This window comes from Nonomuraea sp. NPDC050153, from assembly GCF_044460125.1.
Taxonomy (GTDB): Bacteria; Actinomycetota; Actinomycetes; order Streptosporangiales; family Streptosporangiaceae; genus Nonomuraea.
Genome location: NZ_JBITJQ010000010.1, coordinates 183,362 through 207,054, shown reverse-complemented (window position 1 = coordinate 207,054; position 23,693 = coordinate 183,362). Strand labels below are relative to the sequence as shown.

General features: G+C 70.0%; 26 protein-coding genes. 14 read left to right on the top strand and 12 right to left on the bottom strand.

Annotated features, from left to right (window positions below):
- Positions 1–22 precede the first annotated feature (22 nt).
- Positions 23–487 (bottom strand): MarR family winged helix-turn-helix transcriptional regulator, encoded by a 465-nt coding sequence (locus tag ACIBQ1_RS25640; protein ID WP_397281309.1) that lies wholly within the window; start codon positions 485–487, stop codon positions 23–25.
- 60 nt (positions 488–547) lie between these two features.
- Between ACIBQ1_RS25640 and ACIBQ1_RS25635 the strand changes: the two genes are divergently transcribed.
- Positions 548–964 carry a cupin domain-containing protein gene (locus ACIBQ1_RS25635; protein ID WP_397281307.1) on the top strand — a complete coding sequence of 139 codons (417 nt, stop codon included), beginning with the start codon at positions 548–550 and terminating at the stop codon, positions 962–964.
- Here ACIBQ1_RS25635 and ACIBQ1_RS25630 read toward each other — a convergent pair.
- Positions 957–1,838 carry an A/G-specific adenine glycosylase gene (locus ACIBQ1_RS25630; RefSeq protein WP_397281305.1) on the bottom strand — a complete coding sequence of 294 codons (882 nt, stop codon included), beginning with the start codon at positions 1,836–1,838 and terminating at the stop codon, positions 957–959. The genes ACIBQ1_RS25635 and ACIBQ1_RS25630 overlap by 8 nt on opposite strands.
- Positions 1,839–1,917: 79 nt before the next feature.
- On the opposite strand from ACIBQ1_RS25630, the gene ACIBQ1_RS25625 reads away from it, so the two are divergent.
- On the top strand, positions 1,918–2,592 hold the full coding sequence (locus ACIBQ1_RS25625; protein ID WP_397281304.1) for a hypothetical protein: 675 nt from the start codon (positions 1,918–1,920) through the stop codon (positions 2,590–2,592).
- Between the two features lie 153 nt (positions 2,593–2,745).
- Here ACIBQ1_RS25625 and disA read toward each other — a convergent pair whose 3' ends face one another.
- The 5 genes from disA to ACIBQ1_RS25600 form a co-directional block, all read right to left on the bottom strand.
- On the bottom strand, positions 2,746–3,822 hold the full coding sequence (disA, locus tag ACIBQ1_RS25620; RefSeq protein ID WP_397281302.1) for a DNA integrity scanning diadenylate cyclase DisA: 1,077 nt from the start codon (positions 3,820–3,822) through the stop codon (positions 2,746–2,748).
- A 40-nt stretch (positions 3,823–3,862) separates the two neighbouring features.
- Entirely contained in the window at positions 3,863–5,266 is a 1,404-nt protein-coding gene (radA, locus tag ACIBQ1_RS25615; RefSeq protein WP_397281301.1) for a DNA repair protein RadA, read from the bottom strand.
- Positions 5,267–5,324: 58 nt separating this feature from the next.
- Positions 5,325–5,630, bottom strand: coding sequence for a thioredoxin (gene trxA, locus ACIBQ1_RS25610; protein ID WP_355366182.1), 306 nt, complete (start codon positions 5,628–5,630; stop codon positions 5,325–5,327).
- Positions 5,631–5,632: 2 nt separating this feature from the next.
- A complete protein-coding gene (locus tag ACIBQ1_RS25605; protein WP_397281299.1) occupies positions 5,633–6,001 on the bottom strand; it encodes a MerR family transcriptional regulator in 369 nt (122 codons plus the stop codon).
- Between the two features lie 75 nt (positions 6,002–6,076).
- Positions 6,077–6,775 (bottom strand): class I SAM-dependent methyltransferase, encoded by a 699-nt coding sequence (locus ACIBQ1_RS25600; RefSeq protein ID WP_397281297.1) that lies wholly within the window; start codon positions 6,773–6,775, stop codon positions 6,077–6,079.
- 84 nt (positions 6,776–6,859) lie between these two features.
- On the opposite strand from ACIBQ1_RS25600, the gene ACIBQ1_RS25595 reads away from it, so the two are divergent.
- The 7 genes from ACIBQ1_RS25595 to ACIBQ1_RS25565 all read left to right on the top strand — a co-directional run bounded on the left by ACIBQ1_RS25595 (position 6,860) and on the right by ACIBQ1_RS25565 (position 13,717).
- Complete coding sequence (locus ACIBQ1_RS25595) at positions 6,860–7,669, top strand: sugar phosphate isomerase/epimerase family protein (RefSeq protein ID WP_397281296.1); 810 nt, start codon at positions 6,860–6,862, stop codon at positions 7,667–7,669.
- Positions 7,666–8,436: a class I SAM-dependent methyltransferase gene (locus ACIBQ1_RS25590; protein WP_397281295.1), complete on the top strand. Its 771-nt coding sequence runs from the start codon at positions 7,666–7,668 to the stop codon at positions 8,434–8,436. Before ACIBQ1_RS25595 ends, ACIBQ1_RS25590 begins: the two co-directional genes overlap by 4 nt.
- A gap of 109 nt (positions 8,437–8,545) precedes the next feature.
- Entirely contained in the window at positions 8,546–9,130 is a 585-nt protein-coding gene (locus tag ACIBQ1_RS25585) for a TetR family transcriptional regulator (protein ID WP_397281293.1), read from the top strand.
- A 138-nt stretch (positions 9,131–9,268) separates the two neighbouring features.
- Positions 9,269–11,374, top strand: a complete 2,106-nt coding sequence (locus tag ACIBQ1_RS25580) for a (Fe-S)-binding protein (protein ID WP_397281292.1) — start codon at positions 9,269–9,271, stop codon at positions 11,372–11,374.
- Between the two features lie 148 nt (positions 11,375–11,522).
- A complete protein-coding gene (locus ACIBQ1_RS25575; RefSeq protein WP_397281511.1) occupies positions 11,523–12,329 on the top strand; it encodes a hypothetical protein in 807 nt (268 codons plus the stop codon).
- Entirely contained in the window at positions 12,326–13,393 is a 1,068-nt protein-coding gene (locus ACIBQ1_RS25570) for a glycosyltransferase (RefSeq protein ID WP_397281290.1), read from the top strand. The genes ACIBQ1_RS25575 and ACIBQ1_RS25570 overlap by 4 nt, the downstream gene beginning before the upstream one ends.
- A gap of 42 nt (positions 13,394–13,435) precedes the next feature.
- Positions 13,436–13,717, top strand: coding sequence for a metal-sensitive transcriptional regulator (locus ACIBQ1_RS25565; protein ID WP_394506365.1), 282 nt, complete (start codon positions 13,436–13,438; stop codon positions 13,715–13,717).
- 482 nt (positions 13,718–14,199) lie between these two features.
- Here ACIBQ1_RS25565 and ACIBQ1_RS25560 read toward each other — a convergent pair whose 3' ends face one another.
- Positions 14,200–15,522 carry a hypothetical protein gene (locus tag ACIBQ1_RS25560; RefSeq protein ID WP_397281289.1) on the bottom strand — a complete coding sequence of 441 codons (1,323 nt, stop codon included), beginning with the start codon at positions 15,520–15,522 and terminating at the stop codon, positions 14,200–14,202.
- Between the two features lie 53 nt (positions 15,523–15,575).
- Between ACIBQ1_RS25560 and ACIBQ1_RS25555 the strand changes: the two genes are divergently transcribed.
- Positions 15,576–16,478, top strand: a complete 903-nt coding sequence (locus tag ACIBQ1_RS25555) for a hypothetical protein (RefSeq protein ID WP_397281287.1) — start codon at positions 15,576–15,578, stop codon at positions 16,476–16,478.
- Here ACIBQ1_RS25555 and ACIBQ1_RS25550 read toward each other — a convergent pair.
- Positions 16,450–16,971: a gamma carbonic anhydrase family protein gene (locus tag ACIBQ1_RS25550; RefSeq protein WP_397281285.1), complete on the bottom strand. Its 522-nt coding sequence runs from the start codon at positions 16,969–16,971 to the stop codon at positions 16,450–16,452. The genes ACIBQ1_RS25555 and ACIBQ1_RS25550 overlap by 29 nt on opposite strands.
- Before the next feature lie 150 nt (positions 16,972–17,121).
- Between ACIBQ1_RS25550 and ACIBQ1_RS25545 the strand changes: the two genes are divergently transcribed.
- Positions 17,122–18,093, top strand: a complete 972-nt coding sequence (locus tag ACIBQ1_RS25545) for a hypothetical protein (protein ID WP_397281283.1) — start codon at positions 17,122–17,124, stop codon at positions 18,091–18,093.
- 628 nt (positions 18,094–18,721) lie between these two features.
- Here ACIBQ1_RS25545 and ACIBQ1_RS25540 read toward each other — a convergent pair.
- The 3 genes from ACIBQ1_RS25540 to ACIBQ1_RS25530 form a co-directional block, all read right to left on the bottom strand.
- Complete coding sequence (locus ACIBQ1_RS25540) at positions 18,722–19,474, bottom strand: GntR family transcriptional regulator (RefSeq protein ID WP_397281282.1); 753 nt, start codon at positions 19,472–19,474, stop codon at positions 18,722–18,724.
- 152 nt (positions 19,475–19,626) lie between these two features.
- Positions 19,627–20,169, bottom strand: a complete 543-nt coding sequence (locus tag ACIBQ1_RS25535; RefSeq protein WP_397281280.1) for a VanZ family protein — start codon at positions 20,167–20,169, stop codon at positions 19,627–19,629.
- A 40-nt stretch (positions 20,170–20,209) separates the two neighbouring features.
- Positions 20,210–20,923: a dienelactone hydrolase family protein gene (locus ACIBQ1_RS25530; RefSeq protein ID WP_397281278.1), complete on the bottom strand. Its 714-nt coding sequence runs from the start codon at positions 20,921–20,923 to the stop codon at positions 20,210–20,212.
- 125 nt (positions 20,924–21,048) lie between these two features.
- Here ACIBQ1_RS25530 and ACIBQ1_RS25525 point away from each other — a divergent pair, with 125 nt between their 5' ends.
- From ACIBQ1_RS25525 to ACIBQ1_RS25515, 3 genes are read left to right on the top strand one after another with little or no spacing between them, the layout of a single operon-like run.
- Complete coding sequence (locus ACIBQ1_RS25525; protein WP_397281277.1) at positions 21,049–22,458, top strand: aldehyde dehydrogenase family protein; 1,410 nt, start codon at positions 21,049–21,051, stop codon at positions 22,456–22,458.
- On the top strand, positions 22,451–23,248 hold the full coding sequence (locus ACIBQ1_RS25520) for a 2-keto-4-pentenoate hydratase (protein WP_397281275.1): 798 nt from the start codon (positions 22,451–22,453) through the stop codon (positions 23,246–23,248). The genes ACIBQ1_RS25525 and ACIBQ1_RS25520 overlap by 8 nt, the downstream gene beginning before the upstream one ends.
- On the top strand, positions 23,245–23,676 hold the full coding sequence (locus ACIBQ1_RS25515; RefSeq protein ID WP_397281273.1) for a RidA family protein: 432 nt from the start codon (positions 23,245–23,247) through the stop codon (positions 23,674–23,676). Before ACIBQ1_RS25520 ends, ACIBQ1_RS25515 begins: the two co-directional genes overlap by 4 nt.
- Positions 23,677–23,693 lie beyond the last annotated feature (17 nt).

Here is a 23,693-nt window from a genome sequence, read left to right as displayed (position 1 = left end):
CTTGCGGGCGGTCCTCCGCGCTTCACAAGCCGCTGAACCAGCCGGGGGTGTCGAGGCGCCAGAGATTGGCCGGGGTCATTCTGCGCAGGTCCGACTCCAGGGCCTGCAGGCGGTCCTCTCCGAGCTCGGCGGCCCAGCGGGCGCGCAGGGTGTCGAAGATGCGGGCCGACCGGTTCAGGGCGTCGATCCCGTACGGGGTGAGCCGGACGATCTTGCGTCTGGTGTCGTGGGGATCGGCGGTGCGTTCCACGTAGCCGACGCGTTCCAGGGTGTCGATGGTTTTCCCCGCCGCCTGTTTGGACACCCCGAGCGTGCGGCCCAGTTCGACGGCCGTGGTGCCGTCCGGGCCGATCGCCTGCATGACGAATCCGTGCATGGGCCGCATGTCCGGATGCCCCTGCCTGGCCAGCTCGGCATGGAGCTCGTCGATCAGCACCCTGAACGCGAGCAGCAGACGCAGCGGAAGTTCGAAGCCTGGGCTTGACATGATAGACAACCTGGTTAACTATATAGACAACGTAGTTGCCTATCTTAGAGGAGTTCGAACATGTCTGTTGTCATGGCCGCCGATTCCCGCAAGACCGAGACGCCCAACGGCGTCATGACCACGCTCGCCTCTCCGACCCAGGGCGGGGCGGGCCAGGCCATGTGGCGGGTGGACGCCAAGCCGGGCATGGTGGGGCCGGTGCACGCCTTCGACGCCGAGCTGGTGTGGACCTGGCTCGACGGGTCCGCCGTGGTCGAGCTGGGCGGCGAGCGGGTCGAGGTGGGCCCGGGAGACACCATGGTGCTGCCGGCGGACGTGAGCCGCCAGATGTTCGCCGACCCGGAGCGCGGGTTCGTGTCCATCGTGGCCGCCCCGGCCGGGGCGCGGGCCTACAACCCGGACGGGGTGTCGGAGCCGGACGCCTGCGACCTGGCGCCCAAGGACGCGGAGCGCATCGTGCCGCTCTGGGTCAGGTAGTCGCGTGGGGGAGGCGGTAGGTGCCGTCGTCCAGGTGCTCGGCCAGGCCGTCGGCGATCAGGCCGTCGAGGGCGCGCTCGCGCTGGACGGCGTCGTCCCACACCACGTCCAGGGCCGCCTTGGGCACCGGGCCGTGGGCCTTCCGCAGCACCTCCAGCAGGCGGCCCCGGCACTGCCGGTCGGTGCCCGCGTACGTCTGGCCCTTGCGCGCGGGGCCGGCGTGCGGCGGCTTGCCCGCCAGGCGCCAGGCGCACACGTTGGTGATCGGGCAGTCGGCGCAGCGTGGGGAGCGGGCCGTGCAGACGAGGGCGCCCAGCTCCATCACGGCCACGCCCCAGCGGGCGGCGCCCAGCTCCGGCAGGAGGGCCTCCGCCAGCCGCCGTTCGGCCGCTGAGGTGGCCGTGGGAGGGTACTCCTCCGCGCGTACCGCTCTGGCGAAGACCCGCCGTACGTTGGTGTCCAGGATGGCGTGGTGGCCGCCGTACGCGAAGCTGGCGACTGCGGCGGCGGTGTACTCGCCGATGCCGGGCAGGGACAGCAGGGTCTCGTGGTCGGAGGGCACCTCGCCGCCGTGCTCGTCGGTGATGGCCTTGGCGCAGGCGTGCAGGCGCAGCGCCCGGCGCGGGTAGCCGAGCCGCCCCCAGTGGCGTACGGCCTCTCCCGGCTGCTCGGCGGCCAGCGCTCCGGGGGTGGGCCAGCGGTCCATCCACTCGTGCCAGACGGGCAGGACGCGTACGACCGGGGTCTGCTGGAGCATGATCTCGCTCACCAGCACACCCCAGGGGGTCGCGTCGGGGGCGCGCCACGGGAGGTCTCGGGCGTTGTCCTCGTACCAGTCCAGAACGGGGACGTGCAGGAGGTTCGGCTCAACCACGCGGTCAAGCGTATTCGTAGAAGTAGGCCCTTCGGCGTGTCGTCACTCGTTGTAGCCGCACGGCTACCATCCTGTGCCTATGGATCCGGATACTATGCGCGGCGACGGCGGTGACGTCTACTGGCGGCGCCGGATGAGCGTGCTGGTGGCGGTGCTCGTCGTGGTGGCCGTCGTGGCGTGGGCGTGCTCCAGCGGGGGCAGCGGGCCGGAACGCACGTCCAGCGCGAAATCTTCACCGAGCGCGACGCCTGCCGTCGATCCCCTGCTGGCGGGGCTGCGTACGCTCGCCATGGGCACGGCCAGCCCGTCCCCGTCCCCGTCCATCCCCAAGCCGACCCCTCCGGCGCTCCCCAAGCGCCCCGGCGACCCCTGCGCCGAGCAGGACCTGGTGCTCAGCATGCAGGGGGGCAGGGAGCCGATCTACACCGGCGAGGCCCGGCCGACGTTCATGGTCACTCTGGTGAACACCGGCACCGTGATGTGCACCACCGACGTGGGGCCGCGCGCCATGGAGGTTCGCATCACCTCGGGGGCCGACCGCATCTGGTCCACCGCCGACTGCGTCAGCGGTGGGGGCTCGGAGGTCAAGGAACTGCAGCGCGGGGTGCCGTACGTCCGGTCCCTGGAATGGGACCGGCGCCGCTCCAGCACCGACTGCCGCTCCACCCCGACCGTGGCGCTGCCCGGCACGTACGTGGCCACGGTTCGCATGGGCCAGCTCCGCACCGTCAAGGGCGTCTTCCACCTCCGCTGACGACCCGAGGAGCTTGCGCACCATGTCGTGATTTCTCCACACATGATCTGGACTCACAGGAGAGTGAGCCGGTCATGTGATCATGGAGGAGTCGTTATGAGGCAGACGGCAGCCGGGCGGATCGGCCGTTCGGTCCTGGTGGTGGCGCTGGTTTCAGACGTAGCGCTCCAGGATGGAGGACTCGGCCAGGCGGGAGAGGCCCTCGCGGACGCTGCGGGCGCGCGACTCCCCGACCCCGCCCACCGCCTGCAGGTCGTCGATGCTGGCCGCCAGCAGCTTCTGCAGGCCGCCGAAATGGTTGACCAGGCGGTCGACCACCGTGGCGGGGAGGCGGGGGACCTTGGCCAGGAGGCGGAAGCCGCGCGGGCTGACCGGGCTCTCCAGCTTGTCGGCGCCGGTGTGGCCCAGGACGTGGGCGACGGCGGCGAGGTCGAGCAGCTCGCTGCCCGACAGCTTGTCCAGGTCGTGCATCGCCTCGACCAGGCGGCGCTGGCGGCGGCCCGAGGGGGCGGGGAGGTAGTCGCGGATGACCAGCTCCCGCTCCGAGTCGACCCCCGCCACCAGCTCGTCCAGCTGCAGGGACAGCAGGCGGCCGTCCGTGCCCAGCTCGACCACGTAGCCCTTGATCTCGTCGGAGATCCTGCGGACCATCTCCAGCCGCTGGGCCACCGCGGACACGTCTCTGACCGTGACCAGGTCCTCGATCTCCAGCGCCGACAGGGTGCCGGAGACCTCGTCGAGGCGGTGCTTGTAGCGCTCCAGGGTGGCCAGGGCCTGGTTGGCCTTGGAGAGGATGGCCGCCGACTCCTCCAGCACGTAGCGGATGCCGTCGAGGTAGAGGGCGATGATGCGCATCGACTTGCTGATGGCGATGATGGGCAGGCCGGTCTGCCGGGCCACGCGCTGGGCGGTGCGGTGGCGGGTGCCGGACTCGTCGGTGGGGATGGACGGGTCGGGCACCAGGTGCACGGCGGCGCGGACGATCTTGTGGTCGCCGCTCAGCACGATCGCGCCGTCCATCTTGGCCAGCTCGCGCAGCCTGGTGGCGGAGAAGTCGACGTCGAGCTCGAAACCGCCGCTGCACAGCTCCTCGACGACCCTGTTGTAGCCGAGCACGATCAGCCCGCCGGTCTGCCCGCGCAGGATCCGCTCCAGGCCGTCGCGCAGAGGCGTGCCCGGGGCCACCGCGGCCAAGGCGTCGCGACGACGGTCGTCCAGACTCCTATCCACCTGACCCCCGTGTCGATCGGTCACGCTCAGCTTAGCCGTGCTATGTCACGTGCGTGAGAGCGTCCCAGACGTTCTCCGCCTGCACCACCTCGAACCCGGGCGCGAACGCCACCGGCCCCACCGGCACCAGAGCACGCTGTCCGTTACGCTTGCGGCTGCCTTCTTCGAGCGACCCGGACGGTACGAGGGCCCGCTTGAAACCGAGCCTGGCCGCCTCCGTCAGCCTCCTGCGTACGTCCTTGACCGGGCGCAGCTCGCCGGCCAGGCCGACTTCGCCGAGCGCCACCAGGCCGGGCGGCAGCGGCTTGTCGCCGGCGGCGCTCGCGACGGCGAGCATGACCGAGAGGTCAACGGCCGGATCGGCCAGCTTGATGCCGCCCACGGTCGCGGTGAACACGTCGCAGCCGCCGAGCCGGGCGTTGAGCCGGCGCTCCAGCACCGCGAGGATCATCTGCACGCGGTAGGTGTCGAGGCCCGACGACGTGCGCCTGGGCTGCTGCGCCTCGGTGCGGGCGACCAGGGCCTGGACCTCGGCGGGAAGCGGGCGGGTGCCCTCGACCGTGACGGTGACGCAGGTGCCGGGCACCGGCTCGCTGCGCCGCGAGACGAACAGGCCGCTCGGGTCGGTGATGCCCTCGATGCCGCGCTCGTGCAGGTCGAAGCAGCCGACCTCGTCGGTGGGCCCGAACCGGTTTTTGATCGCGCGCACCATGCGCAGCCTGGAGTGGCGGTCGCCCTCGAAGTTGAGCACGACGTCGACCAGGTGCTCCAGCGTGCGCGGGCCCGCGATCGAGCCCTCCTTGGTGACATGGCCGACCAGCACGGTGGCCATGTTGCGCTCCTTGGCCAGGCGGACCAGGTTGGCGGCCACCTCGCGCACCTGCGTCACCCCGCCGGGCACGCCAGTGGCCTGCGCCGAGCCGATCGTCTGCACCGAGTCGACCACCAGCAGCGTGGGCTCGACCTTCTCCACGTGGGCGATCAGGGCCGACAGCTCGGTCTCGGCCGCGAGGTAGAGGCGGTCGCGGATCGCGCCGATGCGGTCGGCCCGCAGCCGCACCTGGGCCGCCGACTCCTCGCCCGTCACATAGAGGACCGTCTCGCGCTCGGCGATGCGGGCCGCGGCCTCGAGCAGGAGCGTGGACTTGCCGATGCCCGGCTCGCCCGCGAGCAGCACCACCGCCCCCGGCACCAGGCCGCCGCCGAGCACCCGGTCGAGCTCGCCGACGCCGGTCGTGCGGGCGGTCGCCACCTCGGCCTTGACCTGCCCGATCGGCACCGCGGGCCCGGTGGTGGCGCCGGCCTGGACGACATTGGCCCCGCGCGCGCCCTCCTCGTCGACCGTGCCCCACGCCTGGCACTCGCCGCACCTGCCCACCCACTTGGTGGTGCGCCATCCGCACTCGGCGCAGCGGTATCCGGGCTTCTGGGCAGTCTTGGCCATGTCGAGCAGGCTAGCGGGACGTGCCGACAATCTTCGACAGGCGCGGGCCCGAAGGGGGCTACGCCAGGCCCAGCTCCGAGACGAGCATGCGCTTGGGCTTGGCGCCGACGACCTGCTTGACCGGCTCGCCGTTCTCGAACAGCAGCAGCGTCGGGATGCCCATCACGCCGTAACGGGCCATGATCTCCGGGTTTTCGTCGGTGTTGAGCTTGCCGATGGTCAGCCCGTGCTCAGCCTCGATCTGGTCGAGCACCGGCGCCACCATGCGGCACGGCCCGCACCACTCCGCCCAGAAGTCGACCAGCACCGGCTTGTCGCTCTTGAGCACCTGCTCCTCGAAGTTCTCGGTGGTCAACGTGATCATGTCTATCCCCTTACGAAGCAACCTGGGCACGACTGCGCGAGCTGGGCGGCGACCTCGGCACGGCGGGTGAGCAGGACGTGGATCTCCTCGTCGATCTCGTTGAGCTTGCGCTCGTAGACCTCGACCGACTCCGCGCACGAGCCTCCCGAGCTGTGCCCCCGGCGCAGGCAGTCGATGAACGGCCGGGTGTCCTCCAGCGTGAAACCGATGCTGAGCAGCGCCCGGATCTCGGACACCAGCCTGACGTCGTCCTCGCTGTAGTCGCGGTAGCCGTTGGACCCGCGACGGGCTCTGAGCAGCCCGTGCTGCTCGTAGTAGCGAAGCGAGCGAGTGCTCACCCCCGTGCGTTCCGCCAGCTCACCGATGCGCATGCCTCCACCGTAAACGTTGACACCGACGTCAATGTCAAGCCTGACCGCGCCGCCTCACGGAGTGAGGCCATGAGCTCAGTAGTAGCGCCAGCGCAGCACGTTCGGGTAGGGGAGCTCCAGGCCCGGCGTCTCGGCGATGGCCTGTTCGGCCACCTCGGGGGTGAACTCGATGCGCAGCACCGCCTCCAGGTCCGCCCGCCGCTCGAAGGCCATCCTGAGGTCCAGAGGCCGCCGCTGCCAGCCCTGGCGGTCCCAGAACGACTCGACCTCCCGGACGGAGTACGTCGGCACCGTACGCGAGAACCAGCGGCCGAACGCCCCCCGCGTGGCGTCGAGGTCGAGGACGAAGGCCGCGCCGCCCCGGCGTACCACCCGGGTCAGCTCGCGCAGGCCCGGCTCGCAGCCAGGGCCGAAGAAGTACGCCCAGCGCGCCACGGCCACGTCCACGCTCGCGTCGGGCAGCGGCAGGTTCTGGGCCGTGGCGGCGTGGACGGCCACGTTGGCCAGGGCGGCGCAGCGGCGCCTGGCGAGCGTGGCCAGGTCGCCGTGCGGCTCCACGCCGATCACCTGCGCGGCCTCGGAGGCGAGCGCGGGCAGGTGGAACCCGGTGCCGCAGCCGATGTCGAGCACGGTGGCGTCGTTCCAGGGGCGTAGGGCGCGCATCGCCGCGTCGGCCGCGCCTTCGGGGTCGACGGCGCGGTTCTCCAGCTCGTAGATCTGGGGCGTGTTCCAGATGTTCGGGCTGGGGATCGCACCCTTCGCTATCCGTGGCATGTCCCAAAGTTAAGCCAGCCCCCGGACGCGGCTCACCAAAGGGGCTTTCGCGCCAGATCCGCTCCACCGGCTTAGGCTGGCAGCGTGGCTGATGTCATCCGCGTGCCCAATGCGAAGATCGCATTGTCCACTGCTTCGGTATATCCGGAACGTACTCCCGACGCGTTCGAGCTGGCCGCGCGCCTGGGTTACGACGGTGTCGAGATCATGGTGGGCGCCGACCCCGTGAGCCAGGACATCGACGTGATCGAGCGGCTCTCGGAGCACTACCATGTCCCCGTCCTGGCCATCCACGCGCCCTGCCTGCTGGTCACCCAGCGCGTCTGGGGCCGCGACCCCTGGGCGAAACTGGTCAAGGCGCAGAAGGCCGCCGAGCGGCTGGGCGCCTCGACGGTCGTGGTCCACCCGCCGTTCCGCTGGCAGCGCGAGTACGCCCGCGAGTTCGAGACGGGGCTGGCCAGGATGCGTGACGAGACGGACGTGACGTTCGCGGTCGAGAACATGTTCCCCCTGAAGGCCAGGGGCAACGACGTGGTGCCCTACTCGCCCGACTGGAACCCGATCGACTACGACTTCCCGCAGGTCACGCTCGACCTGTCGCACACGGCCGTGTCCGGCTCCGACGCCATGGAGATGGCCGTCAAGCTCGGCGACCGGCTGGCCCACCTCCACCTGGCCGACGGCCTCGGGGTGACCAACAAGGACGAGCACCTCGTGCCCGGCAGGGGCAACCAGCCGTGCGCCCCGATGCTGGAGCGCCTGGCCAACACCGGCTACTCGGGGCTGGTGGTGCTGGAGATCAACACCCGCAAGGCGGCCAGCCGCACCGAGCGGATCGACGATCTGGCGGAGGGGCTGGCGTTCGCCCGGCTGCACCTGGCGGCGACCTCATGAACATAGGACCGATCAAGGGCCTGGGCAGGATCTTCGAGCGGGTGGCCGACGCGTACGACGCGGGCCGGCCCCACTATCCCGACGAGCTGTACCGCGCGCTGACCGAGGTGTCCGGCGTCGACCTCGACGGCGCGACCACGGTCGACGTCGGCGCGGGCACCGGCATCATGACGCGCGCGCTCAGGGCGCGCGGCTCCCACGTCATCGCGGTCGACCCGGGCGCGGAGATGCTGGCCCGCCTGGTCTCCCGGTCGGAGGGCGGAACGCCCTGCGTCGCGGCCGTGCTGGGCGACGGCAACGCGCTGCCGCTGGGCGACGGCGTGGCCGACCTGGTGACGTACGCGCAGTCGTGGCACTGGCTCGACCCCGTGGTGTCGATCGCCGAGGCCAGGCGGGTGCTGCGGCCCGAGGGGGCCATCGTGGGCTGCTGGAACTTCAACCACGCGGCGCAGGTCGGCTGGCTGGCCGCCTACGAGGCCCGCCTGGCGGAGGCGGTGCCCTCCTACTACGGCCCGGCGGTCGAGCAGTGGTCGGCGCCGCCCATCGCCTCGGCCTTCGAGGTGATCGAGGAGCGCTGGATTCCCTGGACCCGGCTGGTCGGCATCGAGGACTTCCTGCTCGACCTGCGCTCCCACTCCTACATGGCGGCCCTGCCGCCGCACGTCGCCGACGAGCTGGTCGAGCGGCAGCGCGTCGAGCTGCGCGAGGAGTTCCCCGAAGGCGTGCTCTCCGTCCCCATGCGCGTCTACCTGGCGGTGGGCCGGTGACGCGAGGGAGCGCCGCCGCCTGGACTGAGGAGCGCAGGGAGCGGAGCGACTGGAGCGACGAGGGAAGGCGGCGGGTTTGAGCGACCGAGCCGCCTCACGAAGTGAGGCCATGAGCACGGACAGGAAACGTCCTGGGCGGCGGCCGGGGTCGGCAGACACGCGGGGGGAGATCCTGGCCGCGGCCAGGAAGGTGTTCGCGGAGAAGGGGTTCGACAAGGCCACCGTGCGCGGCATCGCCCGCGAGGCCAAGGTCGACCCCGCCCTCGTGCACCACTACTTCGAGACGAAGGAGGGCATGTTCGCGGCGGCCATGCGGCTGCCGTTCTCCCCGGAGAACATCGTCCTGGTGCTGGTCAACGGCCCGCGCGAGGAGGTCGGCGAGCGGCTCGTACGCCTGCTGCTCCAGGTCACCGCCTCGCCCGAGACGCGCGAGCCGATGCTGGCGCTGATCCGCTCGGCCATGACGAACGAGCAGACGGTCATGATGGTCCGCGAGTTCTTCACGAACGCGCTGCTCTACCAGGTGGCCGACCGGCTGGAGGTGCCGCACCTGCGGATCGAGGCGGCGTTCGCCCAGATGTTCGGCATGGTCATGGCCCGTTACGTGATCAGGCTGGAGCCGATGGCGAGCGCGAGTCACGACGAGCTCGTGGCGTTGCTCGCGCCGACCATCCAGAGGTACTTCACCGGCTAGAGCATTGTTCTGCGCAGAGCGATGACCATAGGGTATGTCGCGTACGCCGGAGATGTTACTCGCGGGTAGGATCTGGGTAGCGGTTGGTGGGACGGGTGACCGTACGCTGACAGCCAACGTCGTCTGTGGGAGGACCCTGTGCTCTGGGTAGCCATCATCGGGCTCGTGATGACCGTCCTCGCGGTGGCCGTCGCCGGCCGCAGGGCGCTGTTCCTGTTCAGGCTGGCGACCGTGGGGCCGCCCGCGCCGGAGCGGATCGAGTACGCCAAGACCCATGCGGCCGACGAGGCGAAGGCGCAGCTGGTCGAGGTGTTCGGGCAGAAGAAGCTGCTGAAGTGGACGCCGTCCGGCGTCGCGCACTTCTTCGTCATGTGGGCGTTCTTCATCCTGCTGACCGTCTACATCGAGGCGTACGGCGCGATCATCCAGGGCGCGATCACCGGCACGCCCGACTTCCACATCCCGCTGATCGGCACCTGGGGCGTGCTCGGCTTCCTGCAGGACTTCATCGCGGTCGCCTGCGTGCTCGGCCTGATCGCCTTCGCGGCCATCCGGATCAAGAACTCGCCCGACAAGCTCGGCCGCAGCTCGCGCTTCTCCGGCTCCCACCTCGGCGGCGCGTGGCTCGTCCTGTTCATGATCTTCAACATCATCTGGACGCTGTTCCTGGCCAGGGGCGCCTCGGCGGCCAACGGCAACTTCCCCTACTCCTCCGGCGCGTTCGTCTCGCTCGCGCTCGGCGACGTGCTGCCGGACAGCCCGCTGCTGGAGGAGATCGCGCTGCTGCTGCACATCGGCTTCATGCTGGTGTTCCTGGTCATCGTGGTGAACTCCAAGCACCTGCACATCTTCACCGCCCCCCTCAACGTGCTCTTCTCGCGCCGTCCCGACGGCCTGGGCGGCGCGCCGGAGATGCGGGTGGCGGGCAAGGTCGTCGACTTCGAGGACGAGGACCTCGACCCGGAGAAGCTCGGCCGCGGCAAGATCGCCGACACCACGTGGAAGGGCTTCCTGGACTTCTACTCCTGTACGGAGTGCGGCCGCTGCCAGTCGCAGTGCCCGGCGTGGAACACCGACAAGCCGCTCTCGCCGAAGATGCTCATCCTCGACCAGCGCGACCACGCCTTCAAGGTGGCCCCGTACCTGCTGGCCGCCCAGCAGGGCGTGGAGCACAAGGACACCGACGTGCTCGCGCTGCTGGACAAGCCGCTGGTCGGCGAGGACGGCGTGATCCACCCCGACGTGCTGTGGTCCTGCACCAACTGCGGCGCCTGCGTCGAGCAGTGCCCGGTGGACATCGAGCACATCGACCACATCCTCGACATGCGCCGCTACCAGGTGATGGTGGAGTCGTCGTTCCCGTCCGAGGCGGGGGTGATGGTGAAGAACCTGGAGAACAAGGGCAACCCGTGGGGCATGTCCGAGATGAAGCGGGCCGACTGGATCGAGGAACTCGACTTCGAGGTCGAGCTCGTCGAGGACAAGATGCCCGAGGACGCCGAATACCTGTTCTGGGTGGGCTGCGCGGGCGCGCTCGAAGACCGGGCCAAGAAGACCACCAAGGCCGTGGCGGAGCTGCTGCACATCGCGGGCGTGAAGTTCGCGGTGCTCGGCCCGATGGAGGCGTGCACCGGCGACCCGGCGCGTCGCCTGGGCATGGAGTACCTGTTCAACATGCTGGCCCAGCAGAACATCGAGACCCTCAACGAGGCCGGCGTCAAGAAGATCGTCGCCACCTGCCCCCACTGCTTCAACACCCTGGCCAACGAATATCCGCAGCTCGGCGGCACGTACGAGGTGGTGCACCACACGCAGTTGCTGTCGAAGCTCGTGGACGAGGGCCTGCTCACCCCGATCACCCCGATCGAGGAGAAGATCACCTACCACGACCCGTGCTTCCTGGGCCGCCACAACAAGGTCTACTCCCAGCCCCGCGACATCATGTCCAAGGTGCCGGGGGTGCGGACCCAGGAGATGCACCGGCACAAGGACCGCGGGTTCTGCTGCGGCGCCGGCGGCGCGCGCATGTGGATGGAGGAGCGCATCGGCAAGCGCATCAACACCGAGCGGGTGGACGAGGCGCTGACGACCGATCCTGACACCGTCTCGACCGCCTGCCCGTTCTGCATGGTCATGCTCGGGGACGCGATCAACGAGAAGAAGAACAACGGCGAGGCCAAGGAATCGCTCGAAGTCGTGGACGTCGCCCAGCTCTTGATCAAATCGGTCAAGGGCGCTTCCTGACTGTGCGATGTCGGACTCCTCCACAGCTCTTGTGGAGGAGCTTCGCACGTCATGCGGGTCAACTGCACGAAATCCAGCATCCACATAACGGGAAAATCACGGTAACCTCAACGTCGCATGGCTCTATTCGACGGGGAGGGGGCTCGTGATGGGCGTCGTCGTCACGGACGCCGAAGTCACTCTGGCCGACATCCTCGCCCTCCGGCTCGCCATCGACGCACCACTGGAAGACGGCACCGAACTCGTGCTCAGGCATCGCACCACGGGGGTGGAACGCGACGTGCGGCTCGGCACGCCGGGCGCTCGGGCGCGCGAGGCCACGGTCGCGGTCTCGCTCGCGCCGCTGGAGCTCACCACCGGACGCTGGGACGCCTACCTGCGGGGGGCGGGCGGCAAGCGCAGCAGGCTGCGCAGCGTCGATCCGGGTTTCTCGCTGGACCACCTCGACGCGTACGCCCTGTGCAAGCGGACCCTCGCCTACCGCTCGTACCGCACGCGCAACGGGTTCCTCGCGCTGAAGATCTCCGATGCCGAGCCGGTGGCCGAGGTCCGCTCGATCTGGTTCAGGGAGGGGCGCTTCGAGGTGATGGGCCTGCTGGCGTACACCGGGCTGGAGGACGACGACTCCCGCCATGAGGCCGTGCTGAGACTGGACCGCAGGCAGACCAACGCGCGGCTCTCGGCCACCGCCACCGTGCAGGGCGTGCGCTTCCACGCCGCCGTGTCGCTCGTGGACGTGGTGGGCGCCGACCCCGACGCCGCGGCGAGCTCCGGCACCTGGGAGCCCGCGCTGGAGGTCGAGGGCGTGCCCACGCCGCTCAGGCTGGGCTCGCGGCTCGACGACGTCGACGGCAAGAGACGCCGGCTGCACTATCCCTCGGCCACGGTGGACGGGGTGCCCATCAGGCCCTGCTACACCGCCGACGACGAGCTGCGGATCGAGGTCGGCGGATGAAGGTCAGCCTGCTCCTCGCCTCCGCGTACGCGATGAGAGGTGACGTGCACGCCACGCTGAACCTCGCGACCGCCCTGTCCGACCGGCACGACGTCGAGGTGATCAGCGTCAGGCGGCAGCGGGAGAAGCCGTTCTTCGCGGTCGGGCCCAAGGTGACCATGCGCAGCCTGATCGACGCCCGGCCGGGCGTCCGGCACCTGTTCCCGCGCGGGCAGGTCCGCGCGGAGGTGGCGCTGTGGCGGTTGATGCGCAACCTCAAATCCGACGTGCTGATCACGACGAGGCCGGGGCTCGGCGTCCAGGCCGCGCGGCACGCTCCGCGCGAGACCCTGAAGATCGCCAGGGAGTGGGGCCGGCCGGCCGTCCCCGCGCCGGTGAAACGCTACTACCCGCGCCTGGACGCCGTCGTGACGGCCACGGAGTCGGCCGAGGAGGAGTGGAGCAAGCTCCTCACCGACGGGCCCCGTGTGACCTCTGTGCTGGACGCGCTGCCCAAGGGGCCGTGGCCGCGCTCGCGGATGGACAACCGGATCGTGGCCGCCGGCGGCCGGTGGGTGCCGGTCAAGGCGTACGACCGGCTGATCAGGGCGTTCGCGATCGTGGTGGACAAGCGCCCCGACTGGCGGCTGCGCCTGTACGGCGGCGGGCCGGAGGAGCGGCGGCTGCGCGCGCTGGTGCGCGAGCTCAGCCTGCACAACCACGTCTACTTCATGGGCACGACGCCCGACCTGGCGGGCGAGTTCGCCAAGGCGTCGATCGTGGCCACCACCTCGATCAGCGAGGACCTCGGCATGGCGGTGCTGGAGGCCATGGGCTGCGGGGTGCCCGTGGTGGCCTTCGAGGGGGCCAGGGGGCCGAGGGAGTTCGTGGCGACGGGCTACAACGGGGTGCTGGTGCCGGAGACCGAGGGCGACCTGGAGCTGTTCGCGGCGGCCCTGCTGGCGCTGATCGACGACGAGCGCCGGCGGCGCTCGCTCGCGGCGGGCGCGCTGGACACCGCGGTGCGCCACGCGCCCGGCGAGGTGGCCGAGCAGTGGGAGAAGCTCATCAGGGACCTGCGCTGAGCGACCCGGGCACCCCCCACCCGTTACGGGTACCTTAGAAGCATGCATGGGTACAGCGGAGACAAGCAGGCATATCTGACGCGTCTCAGGCGGATCGAGGGTCAGATCAGGGGCCTGCAGCGCATGGTCGATGACGACGCCTACTGCATCGACGTGCTCACCCAGGTCTCCGCGGCCACGCGGGCGCTCCAGGCGGTCGCGCTGGGGCTGCTGGAGGAGCACATCTCCCACTGCGTGGCGGACGCGATCAACACTGGCGGGCCGGAGGCCGACGCGAAGGTCAAGGAGGCGTCGGCGGCCATCGCGCGCCTCGTCCGCTCATAGTGCGGCGGTCCTCCTTCAGAAGGAGGACGTACCGAGGGATTAACTAGTTATGGGAAACCCCGGAAACCTTCTAACTAGGTCTCCGGGGCTAGTAATCGAGTTGATCCTTCAGCGGCTCGCCGAAGTCCGCAATCCGAGCGCGTCGTCGAGTTCGTCCAAGGTCAGCCGCCGCTCGCTGACAGCCACGGCCGTGAGCACCTCGGCGTAGAGCGCAATCTCGTCCAACGCGACACGGTCGTGGACCCGAGAGTCCAGGTCATCGTGCCCCACCGCGTCGTCCTTCCTTCCGCAGCCCACACCCTCTACGAGGTTACGGCGGCGACCCTTCTGGCGACATGGCCCATCGGAGTCATTCCTTTCCGAACCACGGGGCTCCGCCGGGATCATTTCCCGATTCCGAGATCACAATTCGGAGAATGGCCTGTTACTCAAGTGTTAGAACGATATAGGCGAAGTAAGGGATAAATAGCGAAATTTGTGGTTTAGGTGGGGTCTGTGTGGTTGTCGTCGCGTTCGTGGATGAGTCTGCGGACGAGCGCCGTCTGCCCGGCCAGCCCCCGCTCCGGCACCCTGGCCCCCGTCAGCCTGCCCCACGCGAGCCCCGTCGCGTACGCGGCCCCGAGCACGGCCGCGGTGCCCGCCCGGTCCGGTGGCGCGACCTCCAGCGCCGCCGCGGGCTTGGTCAGCACCTGACCGCGCACGGGGAAGCCGTCCGGCTCGGTCGACTCGCTCGCCGAGGTGCCGGTCAGCCCGGCGCGCTCCAGCTCCTCGTACGCGCGCCGGAGCCGGTGGTCCAGCCGGGCCGGCAACTGCCCCCTGGAGTCCGACAGGTCGGCCAGGAACGTGGCGGCGGCCATGGGCGGGTCGGGCATGAAGGCCAGTGCCTCCACCAGGTCGTAGACGGCGTGCGAGAAGTCCGCCTCCGGGTCGTTCTCGACCAGCAGGGCCCGGCACAGCCGCCGCGGGCACCGCTCCAGCCAGGCCGCGCGCAGGGCCTCGGCGTCGGCGTGGTTGTCGGGCCCCCGCCGGCGCAGCATGGGCTCGACCATCGTCAGCAGGGCGAGCGCCCGCGGCCTGAAGCGGATGTCGGACATCAGGATCTGGGCCGCGTCCGCCATGGTGGCGGCGAGCCTGAGCGCGGCCCGCGACTGTCCCGCCCGCAGCCGCTCGGCCACGAGCGTGGCGAGGTCGAGCAGCGGCGGCGCGGGCAACCAGCGCACCCACTCGTCGCCGGGCAGCGGCCGGCGCAGGTATTCGCCGAACACCGTGATCAGCCGCTCGTTGCCGTCGAACGCGGGCGCGTACGCGCACCACATGATCGTGCCCCAGACGGCCGCCACCGTGCTCGGCACGTCGGAGCCGAAGATCTCGTCGAAGGCCGTCAGCGGGTAGTCCAGCTCCGACTTTAGCCCGCTGGCCCGCAGGAGCACCCTGAGCCGCTCGGTGAGGTCCTCCGAGACGTCCGGGCCGATGAACGCCTGGGTGGAGCCGGGCTCGGCGTGGAAGTCGGGCCCGTACGGGATCACGTCCTCCGGCAGGACCGCGGCGGGATGCTGCACCTGGCGCACCCGGGTGCCCCTCGGGGGCGGCGCGAGGTGCCAGCGGCCGTCGGCCGGATCGTGCAGATGCCAGCGCGCGTGGACCCCGAAGAGCCACCTGTCGCCATCTGGGGTCACAAGTATTCTGGCGGCCAGCACGTGGGCCCGGTCGGGGACGGAAAGCCCTTGCCAGCGCGGGTCCGCGACCATCGCTCGGACCTCCGCCTCGGCGGAGGTGAACGCATCCCAGGGTCGCACGGGCGCCATCGTACTGGGAGCAGCCAAATCATCCATCGGCATTTCACGGCACAATGACCGTTATGAGGGCGAAGGTAGTGGGGGTGCTGGCAGTGGCCGGCGCGCTCTCCGCGTGCGGGACGACCACGACGGCACAGCCGACCCCGACGGGGCCCGGCGTGCTCACGCTGGACAAGGCCAAGGCACCGGAGCCCGGCGGAGAGGTGGGCGAGGCGTCCACGGAGTTCCAGAACGCGACGGACATGTCCGTGTGGACCAGGCTGAGCGAGACGGAGAAGGACGTCGACCGGATCGCCAAGCTCGACGTCAACAAGACAGCGAAGGGCTCGCTGTATCTGGAGCCCAGGACCTCGGCCTGGTTCGACGGCTTCCGCGGCCCCTTCGTGTACCAGGAGCTGGCGGGCGACATCCTCATGTACGCCAGGGTCAAGGTCGAGGGCAAGAAGGGCGGGCAGCCCAAGCGGAAGTTCTCGCTCGGGGGCCTGATGGCCCGCCAGCCCGGCTCGTACGCCAAGCCCAACTGGGTGTCGGTCACCACCGGCACGGCCGAACAGAGCGGCCAGGTCGAGGTGAAGTACACCCAGGACGGCAGCTCCAAACCTCAGGAGCTGGCCGTCAAGAGCGGCTGGGTGGATCTGGCGCTCGGCCGGGTGGGCCGCGTCTTCGTCGCGCTCTACCGGGAGGACGGCGGCAAGTGGAAGGTCGGCCGGCGCTGGCCGTCCAACCTCCCCGACGTGCTCCAGTGGGGCATCACCGCCTACACCGACTGGGACAGCTACAACCTGCTCAAGAAGGACGCGACCAAGGCCAACGCCAAGCTGGTCAAGGGCGCGCCCGACCTGAAGCTGACCGTCGACTTCGTCCGTTTCCTGCGACCTGAGCTGCCCGAGTACGCCGACGCGCTCAACACCGCCTCGGTGTCGGACGAGGTCCTGATCAAAGCGATGACGCCTGCCGGTGCCTGAGCGCCTTGGCCATGTAGTTGTCCGGCGTGCGGGCGAAGGACGCCCTGTCGTCGTCGGTGAGTTCGCGTACGATTTTTCCGGGAACGCCGGCCACCAGCACGCCGGACGGGATCTTCTTGCCCGGCCCGACGAGCGCGCCGGCGGCCACCAGGGTGCCCGCGCCGACGCGGGCGCCGCCCAGCACGATCGCGCCGATGCCGATCAGCGCGCCGGTCTCCACGTGGGCGCCGTGGACCATGGCCTTGTGGCCCAGGCTGACCCGGTCCTCCAGGATCGCCGGCTCGCCCGGGTCGGCGTGCAAGCAGCACAGATCCTGTACGTTGCACTCCTCGCCGATCTCGATCCGCTCGTCGTCCCCTCGGAGAACGGAGCCGTACCAGATGCTGGACGCCCGGCCCACTCGCACGCGGCCGACCACGACGGCACCGGGGGCTATGAAGGCCTCCGGGTGTATGTCCGGGACTGCCCCGTTATCCAACGATGCGATGTACATCCGAGCCATCGTAATTCCCCGTCCGGCTGTGGCGTTCCGGTTGCGGACGTGGGCAGATGGCAGGAAAGTCGTTTCCTGACGTCTCGTCGTCAGACCCTCACAACCCGCAATTTTCCCCCGCCTCACGCAAACCACCCTTAGGTAACCCCCATGATGAACCAGCACGAGAGCATTCCCGATCTGATGCAAGAGGACACCTTCGAGGTCGTGATGCGCGGCTACAACCGCCGTCAGGTTCACGACTACATGATCCGGACCCGTAACCAGGTAAGGGATCTGGAAGAGCGGCTGGCCCGGGCCATCGACCAGGCCGAGCAGGGCCGCATCGAGCTGGCGGAGGCCAGGCGGCGCATGGTCGAGGCACCGCAGAGCTACGACGACCTCAGCCCCAGGCTCGCCCAGATCCTGCGGCTCGGCGAGGAGGAGGCCGCGGCCAAGCGGGAGGACGCCGAGGCCGAGGCCGCCAGCGTGCGCGACGCGGCCAAGTCGGAGGCCGACCGGCTGCTGACCTCGTCCCGCGAGACCGCCGACAAGATCCTCACCTCCGCGCAGTCGGAGGCGGAGCGGCGCGTGAACGAGGCCACGCAGGCGGCGGAGCGGATGCTGGCCCAGGCGGGCACGGACGCGGAGGAGCAGCTCGCGGCGGCCCGCACCGAGGCCGACGACCTGCTGCGCGACTCGCGCGCCGAGTCCGAGCGGCTGGTCGCGGCGGCCCAGACGGAGTCCGAGCAGATCATGCAGTCCGCCAACACGCAGGCCGAGCAGCTGGTGACCGGCGCGCGGAACGAGTCGGAGTCGATGCTGGCCTCCGCGCAGCAGCGCACCGCCGTGCTCGACGAGCAGGCGGGGCGGCGGGTCGAATATCTGACCAACACGCACACGGAGGTCGTGCGGCGGCTGACCGAGGTCAGCTCCGTGCTCGGCGACCTCATGCGCACCGAGTCGGCGGCCGGGCCGCTGGTGCCCGACGCGGCCGCGCCCCCGGCCGCGCCCCCGGTCTCGCCGCAGGAGGACGTGCGGGTCATCGTGGAGGAGGAAGAGGAGGAGAAGCCCCTGGTGGAGGGCAGCGTCTCCGACGACACCGACATCCACATCGTCCGGCTGTCCGAGGTGCACAAGTAGGCCACCCAGGCGGGCACGACTGGAGGCGTGCCCGCCCGGCTGGGACCGCCCCACAGCCGAGCGGGCGGTGAAAGCCTCCTGACCGCGCTGGGGAAGGGGCGCGCGGCCCGGAGGTGCAGGCGGTCCACCGAGCGGAAGCCCCCGCCCCCGATTGGGTCGGAGGCTTCCGCGTCCGTGGCCCCTCCTGTTGGTGGCCCGGTGCCGGGGCCGCCGAGACGCTGGACACGGCACCGGGCTGCTCTTGTACGCCGGCCGTGGGGCGCGCCACGGCCGGCGTCATGGAGGTGCGGGCCCGGCTCGCCGCGGGTGCTGCCCGCCGGCCCGCCTCTCCTGGTCCCGGAGCTGGCCGCGAAGGCCGTCCGGGTCGTCCGCGTCGATGGTCATCGCACATCCGGCGTCACGCTGCGTCGCGCTGAGCGGATGGTGTCTCGTGGCCCACCAGCGGCCGGCGTCGCTCCGCCAGATGGTCCATTGGGGATATTCCCGGGCGATCTCGGCAAGGTGCCGATCAAAGGACATCGCTGTCAGCCTTTCCCGGGCCCCAGGCGAGGTTTCCATCTCCTTCGACGATGCGGTACTTCTCTAGAGACGTCAATGATCGTGGTGGACAGGTCCACCTTGCCTTGAACTAGGCATCGAAGTCGTACTGGAGTATGTACGCGGCGGAGTCGAGCACCATCTCGTTGAGCTCGACGGGCAGCCCGCCCGACGTGTACGCGGTCCTGGCGATCACGATGACCGGCGTGCCCCCCGGCAGGTCGAGCAGCGCGATCTCGCGGGGTGAGGGCATCCGGGCCCGCACCTCCTCGGTGAAGTGGGCAGGGGAGACGCCGAGGTCGCCCAGCCTGGCGTAGACGCCACCGGGTCCGGTGTCCGCGAGGGTGATCGCGCTGCCCTCGACCAGGTGCGCGGGAAAATACGAGGTGGCCAGCTGCACGGGCCTGGCGTCGACCGAGTAGCGGCGGCGACGTACCCATACCTCGCCGCTCTCGAGGACGCCCGCCACCTCCTCGCCGGCTCGCTCCAACACCACTTCCACCCCGTCCACCGTGAAAGGCCGGCCACGAGTGTCGGCGTCCCAGATGGCCCGGCCCTGACCCCACTGCTCTCTCGACAGGCGGCGTGAGCCGTGCCTGCGGATCGGTTTGAACAGCCGCACGTAAACCCCCGAACCTCGTTTGGGCACCGCCAGCCCTTCGTTGATCAGTACGGCAAGCGCCTGCCTGGCGGTGGCTCGTGCGATTGCGTATTCGGCCATCAACGCGTTCTCGCCCGGTAGTCGGTCCCCGTCGCGCAGTTCGCCGGACAGGATCCGGGCGCGGAGGCCGTCGGCGATGCGGCGATAGATAGGGGGCTCGTGGGGTACCGGGGATTCAGACAACTTTGATCACCCTCTGTCACCAACTGGGCTGTGGCGTCTCCAGAGAACTTGCCCCGTCTTGTCCACGATCGCACAGATAGAATGGTTGGTCGCGGCCTTCTTTTGAGCGGATCGTGCCCAAGTGGTGAATTCCGGCGGGTTTTAGCAGACCGTTATCGTGGAACGGTCCCGGCCGGTATCCGATCGGCCCACCAGCGGCGAGTAACCAAAGCGAAGATCACAGCGCCTGCCGTGTTCAGGAGCACATCGTCGACGGAGGAGAAACGGCCTAGTCGCAAGGCGTGCTGGAGGATCTCGACGATGACCGAAAATGCGGCCGCCACCGCCGCAACGCGCGCGAGAGAGGACATCGCGCGGCTGCGTACGGGGAGCAGCGCGCCCAGTGCGGCGAACACCAGCAGGTTGCCTCCGACCTGCACCAACACCGCCTCCCACGGCGCGCTGACCAGGTCGATGAGATCTTTGAACGGGACGAGGCTGACTCCGGTCTGACCGTTCGACGGAGTGAGGGTCATCCAGATCCACGGAGCCGTGCCGACCGCTATGCCGACATCGGCGATGGAGGTGCGCAGGGGCGCCGGGTGGCGGGCGCGGGCGCGGTGGCGGGAGAGCAGCAAGATTGCTAGCAAGGCCAGCGGAAGTGCAAAAGTACCAGCAATAATGACGTTTCCCCACAATTCCCACGTCCGCGCCATCCGACCATGATGACGATCGATCCGGGGTACCGGAAGATGTCTATCTGGACAGGGTCGCCGGCAGGTGCTCGGACAGGAAGGCGGTCGCCACCTCCCAGGTGCGGGCAGCCGCCTCCGGGTGGTGGAACATCGGGGCCTCGCTGTTGTGGAAGGCGTGCCCGGCCTTCTCCTCGACGTGCATGACCACGTTCGGCCTGCCCTCGGCGGCCCGCTCGACGACGGCCACCCGGTCCCGCCCGATGTACGGGTCGCTGCCGCCGAACACCAGCAGGAGCGGCGCGGTGATGCCGTCCATGAGCCCGGTCGAGTCGGGCACGGCGGAGCCGTAGAAGGACAGGACCGCGGTCAGCTCCACCCGCGTGGCCAGCAGGTAGCCGACCGAGCCGCCCAGGCAGAACCCGACCGTGCCGACCCCGCCCGCCACCTCGGGCAGCTCGCCCAGGTGGGCCGCCGTGAGCGCGCAGTCGGCCACCCCCTGCGCGAAGTCGAACCCGCCGGCCAGCTCGATCGCGGCCGCCGTGCCCTCGGGGGTGTGCTCGCCCTGCCAGTTGGGGTGCAGGCGCCAGAACAGGTCCGGCGCGGCCACCACGTAACCGCGCGCGGCCAGGTCCAGCGCGACCTTCTCGATGTAGGGCCCCACCCCGTAGATCTCCTGGACGAGGAGGATGCCGGGGCCCGTCCCGGTCTCGGGAAACCACAGGCGGACGTCGAAGCTGCCGTCGTGGGCAGCGACCTGATCGGTTCTGGTTCGCATGTGCAACAGCATCGCGCATGGCGCGGGCCGCGTTCCGGGGAGACGATGCGATCAGGAAGGTCCCGACGCACCCGTTGTCCGCCGATCGCCCAGCGATCTATACAGAGGGAGAAGAGGAGAGTGTTGTGCTGACCCATTTCATCGGTGGCGAGCCGGTGGGCGCGGGTAAGGCGTTCCCGGTCCACGACCCCGTGACGGGTGCGGTGATCAGGCAGGTGCACGAGGCCGACCCCGAAGTCGTGGACCGCGCGGTGCGCGCGGCCAGGGAGGCGGCCCGCGACTGGGCGGCGATGCCCGTCGGCGAGCGCGCGGGGTGGATGCGCCGCCTGGCCGAGGGCATCGAGTCCCGCTTCGACGACCTGGTGGACGCGGAGATCGCCGACACGGGCAAGCCGATCGAGCAGACCCGCACGCTCGACGTCCCGCGCGGCATCGCCAACTTCCGCGCCTTCGCCGAGATCGCCGCCCAGCGCCCCGACGACGCCTTCCACCTGTCCGGGGTGCTCAGCTACACCGTGCGACGGCCGCTCGGCGTGGTCGCGGTGATCGTCCCGTGGAACCTGCCGTTCCTGCTGATGACCTGGAAGCTCGCGCCCGCCCTCGTCGCCGGCAACACCGTGGTGGTCAAGCCGTCGGAGCACACGCCGGGCTCGGCGGCGATCTTCGCCGAGATCTGCGCCGACGCCGGGCTGCCCGCGGGCGTCGTCAACATCGTCTTCGGGTACGGCTCCGCCGGCCATCTCCTGGTCGAGCACCCGGGGGTGGACGCCGTGACGTTCACCGGCTCCACCACGACCGGCACCGCGATCATGAACACGGCGGCCGAGCGGGTCAAGCCGCTCTCGTTCGAGCTGGGCGGCAAGAACGCGGGGCTGGTCTTCGACGACTGCCGGCTCGACCAGGCGGTCGAGGGCACCGCGAAGTCGGTCTTCACGAACGGCGGCCAGGTGTGTCTGTGCACCGAGCGGGTCTACGTGCAGCGGTCGATCTTCGAGGAGTTCTGCGCCCGGCTGGCCGCCCGCGCGCAGGAGTTCGAGCCGCAGCCCATGATCTCGAAGGAGCACCGCGAGAAGGTGCTCTCCTACTACGCCTTGGCCCGCTCGGAGGGAGCCAAGGTGCTCACGGGGGGTGGCGTCCCCGCGTTCGGCGACAACCGCGATTCTGGATATTTCGTAGAACCAACGGTGGTGGCAGGTTTGTCGGAATGGTCGAGGTTCAACAGGGAAGAGATCTTCGGCCCCGTGTGCCATGTCGCCCCCTTCGACAGCGAGGCCGAGGCGGTCGATCTGGCCAACGGCAGCGAGTACGGCCTGGCCGCCACGCTCTGGACGGGTAACCTCGACCGCGCCCACAGGGTGGCGCAGCGGCTGGAGGCGGGGCTCGTCTGGGTGAACACTTGGTATCTGCGCGACCTGCGCACCCCGTTCGGCGGCGTGAAGCTGTCGGGCATCGGCAGGGAGGGCGGCGTCCAGTCACTCGACTTCTACTCCCAACCCACCACGATCACCATCAGACTGGAGCAGCCCGATGCATGACGAATGGTCCGAGGCCGTGGACACGCGGTCCCAGGTCGCCGACCGGCTGGCCGAGGCCGCGAGTTCCGGAAAACCGTGCCCGCCGATCAGGGACCTGGTCAGCACGGTGGCCGAGGCGTACGCCATACAGGAGATCAACACGCGGCGGGCGCTCGAAGCGGGGCGGCGGCTGGTCGGCAGGAAGGTCGGCGTGACCAACCTGCTGCTGCAGCGGCAGTTCGGCATCGACCAGCCGGACTTCGGCATGCTCTTCGCGGACATGTCCCACTGCGACGGGCTCCCCGCGCCCGTGGACGGGTTCCTGCAGCCGCGGGCCGAGGCCGAGGTCGCGCTGGTGCTCGGCAGGGACCTGACCGGCGGGCCGTTCACGGCCGCCGACGTGCTCAGGGCCGTGGAGTTCGCGCTGCCCGCCATCGAGATCGCCGACTCGCGGATCGCCGACTGGGACATCACGCTGACCGACACGGTCGCGGACAACGCCTCGGCCGGCGCGTTCGTGCTGGGCAGCACCCCGGTCTCGCTGACCGGGCTCGACCTGCGGGCGGCCCGGATGACGATGACCCGGGGCGGCGAGGAGGTCTCGACCGGCTCCGGCGAGCTGGTCATGGGCAACCCGCTCAACGCCGCCGTCTGGCTCGCCACCCGGCTCGGGCGCACCGACTACGCGCTGCGCGCCGGAGACGTGGTGCTGACGGGCGCGCTCGGCCCGATCGTGCCCGTCGGCCCGGAGGACGTGTTCGAGGCGCGCATCGAGGGGCTGGGCTCCGTCCGGGCGGTGTTCTCGAAGTGATCGAAAGCACCAGAGGGCTCCGGGTGCCCGGCAAGGCCACGCCTCGGGGCAGGTTCCCGCACGTCAAGCGGGCAGGCGACCTCCTGTACGTCTCGGGCACGAACTGCCGGCGCACCGACGGCACCTTCGTGGGCGTGGAAGTGGACAAGCACGGCTCGACGAACCTGGACATCCGCGCTCAGACCAGGGCGGTCATCGAGAACGTCGGCGACATCCTCAAGGCCGCCGGAGGCTCGCTCGGCGACCTCGTACAAATCACCACCTATCTGGTCAACATGAACGACTTCAACGGCTACAACGAGGTCTACGCCGAGTTCTTCGACGAGGAGGGGCCCACGCGGGCCACGGTCGCGGTGCACCAGCTCCCGCACCCCCACCTGCTCATCGAGATGCAGGCCGTCGCCTACCGTCCGCAGGAGCGGCCATGATCCCCGTCGTGGCCCGC

Coding starts and splice junctions, on each gene's coding strand:
- ACIBQ1_RS25640 (WP_397281309.1), bottom strand. CDS start 487: ATGTCAAGCCCAGGCTTCGAACTTCCGCTGCGTCTGCTGCTCGCGTTC.
- ACIBQ1_RS25635 (WP_397281307.1), top strand. CDS start 548: ATGTCTGTTGTCATGGCCGCCGATTCCCGCAAGACCGAGACGCCCAAC.
- ACIBQ1_RS25625 (WP_397281304.1), top strand. CDS start 1,918: ATGGATCCGGATACTATGCGCGGCGACGGCGGTGACGTCTACTGGCGG.
- radA (WP_397281301.1), bottom strand. CDS start 5,266: ATGGCCAAGACTGCCCAGAAGCCCGGATACCGCTGCGCCGAGTGCGGA.
- trxA (WP_355366182.1), bottom strand. CDS start 5,630: ATGATCACGTTGACCACCGAGAACTTCGAGGAGCAGGTGCTCAAGAGC.
- ACIBQ1_RS25605 (WP_397281299.1), bottom strand. CDS start 6,001: ATGCGCATCGGTGAGCTGGCGGAACGCACGGGGGTGAGCACTCGCTCG.
- ACIBQ1_RS25600 (WP_397281297.1), bottom strand. CDS start 6,775: ATGCCACGGATAGCGAAGGGTGCGATCCCCAGCCCGAACATCTGGAAC.
- ACIBQ1_RS25590 (WP_397281295.1), top strand. CDS start 7,666: ATGAACATAGGACCGATCAAGGGCCTGGGCAGGATCTTCGAGCGGGTG.
- ACIBQ1_RS25585 (WP_397281293.1), top strand. CDS start 8,546: ATGAGCACGGACAGGAAACGTCCTGGGCGGCGGCCGGGGTCGGCAGAC.
- ACIBQ1_RS25575 (WP_397281511.1), top strand. CDS start 11,523: ATGGGCGTCGTCGTCACGGACGCCGAAGTCACTCTGGCCGACATCCTC.
- ACIBQ1_RS25570 (WP_397281290.1), top strand. CDS start 12,326: ATGAAGGTCAGCCTGCTCCTCGCCTCCGCGTACGCGATGAGAGGTGAC.
- ACIBQ1_RS25565 (WP_394506365.1), top strand. CDS start 13,436: ATGCATGGGTACAGCGGAGACAAGCAGGCATATCTGACGCGTCTCAGG.
- ACIBQ1_RS25560 (WP_397281289.1), bottom strand. CDS start 15,522: ATGGCGCCCGTGCGACCCTGGGATGCGTTCACCTCCGCCGAGGCGGAG.
- ACIBQ1_RS25555 (WP_397281287.1), top strand. CDS start 15,576: ATGAGGGCGAAGGTAGTGGGGGTGCTGGCAGTGGCCGGCGCGCTCTCC.
- ACIBQ1_RS25550 (WP_397281285.1), bottom strand. CDS start 16,971: ATGTACATCGCATCGTTGGATAACGGGGCAGTCCCGGACATACACCCG.
- ACIBQ1_RS25545 (WP_397281283.1), top strand. CDS start 17,122: ATGATGAACCAGCACGAGAGCATTCCCGATCTGATGCAAGAGGACACC.
- ACIBQ1_RS25535 (WP_397281280.1), bottom strand. CDS start 20,169: ATGGCGCGGACGTGGGAATTGTGGGGAAACGTCATTATTGCTGGTACT.
- ACIBQ1_RS25530 (WP_397281278.1), bottom strand. CDS start 20,923: ATGCGAACCAGAACCGATCAGGTCGCTGCCCACGACGGCAGCTTCGAC.
- ACIBQ1_RS25520 (WP_397281275.1), top strand. CDS start 22,451: ATGCATGACGAATGGTCCGAGGCCGTGGACACGCGGTCCCAGGTCGCC.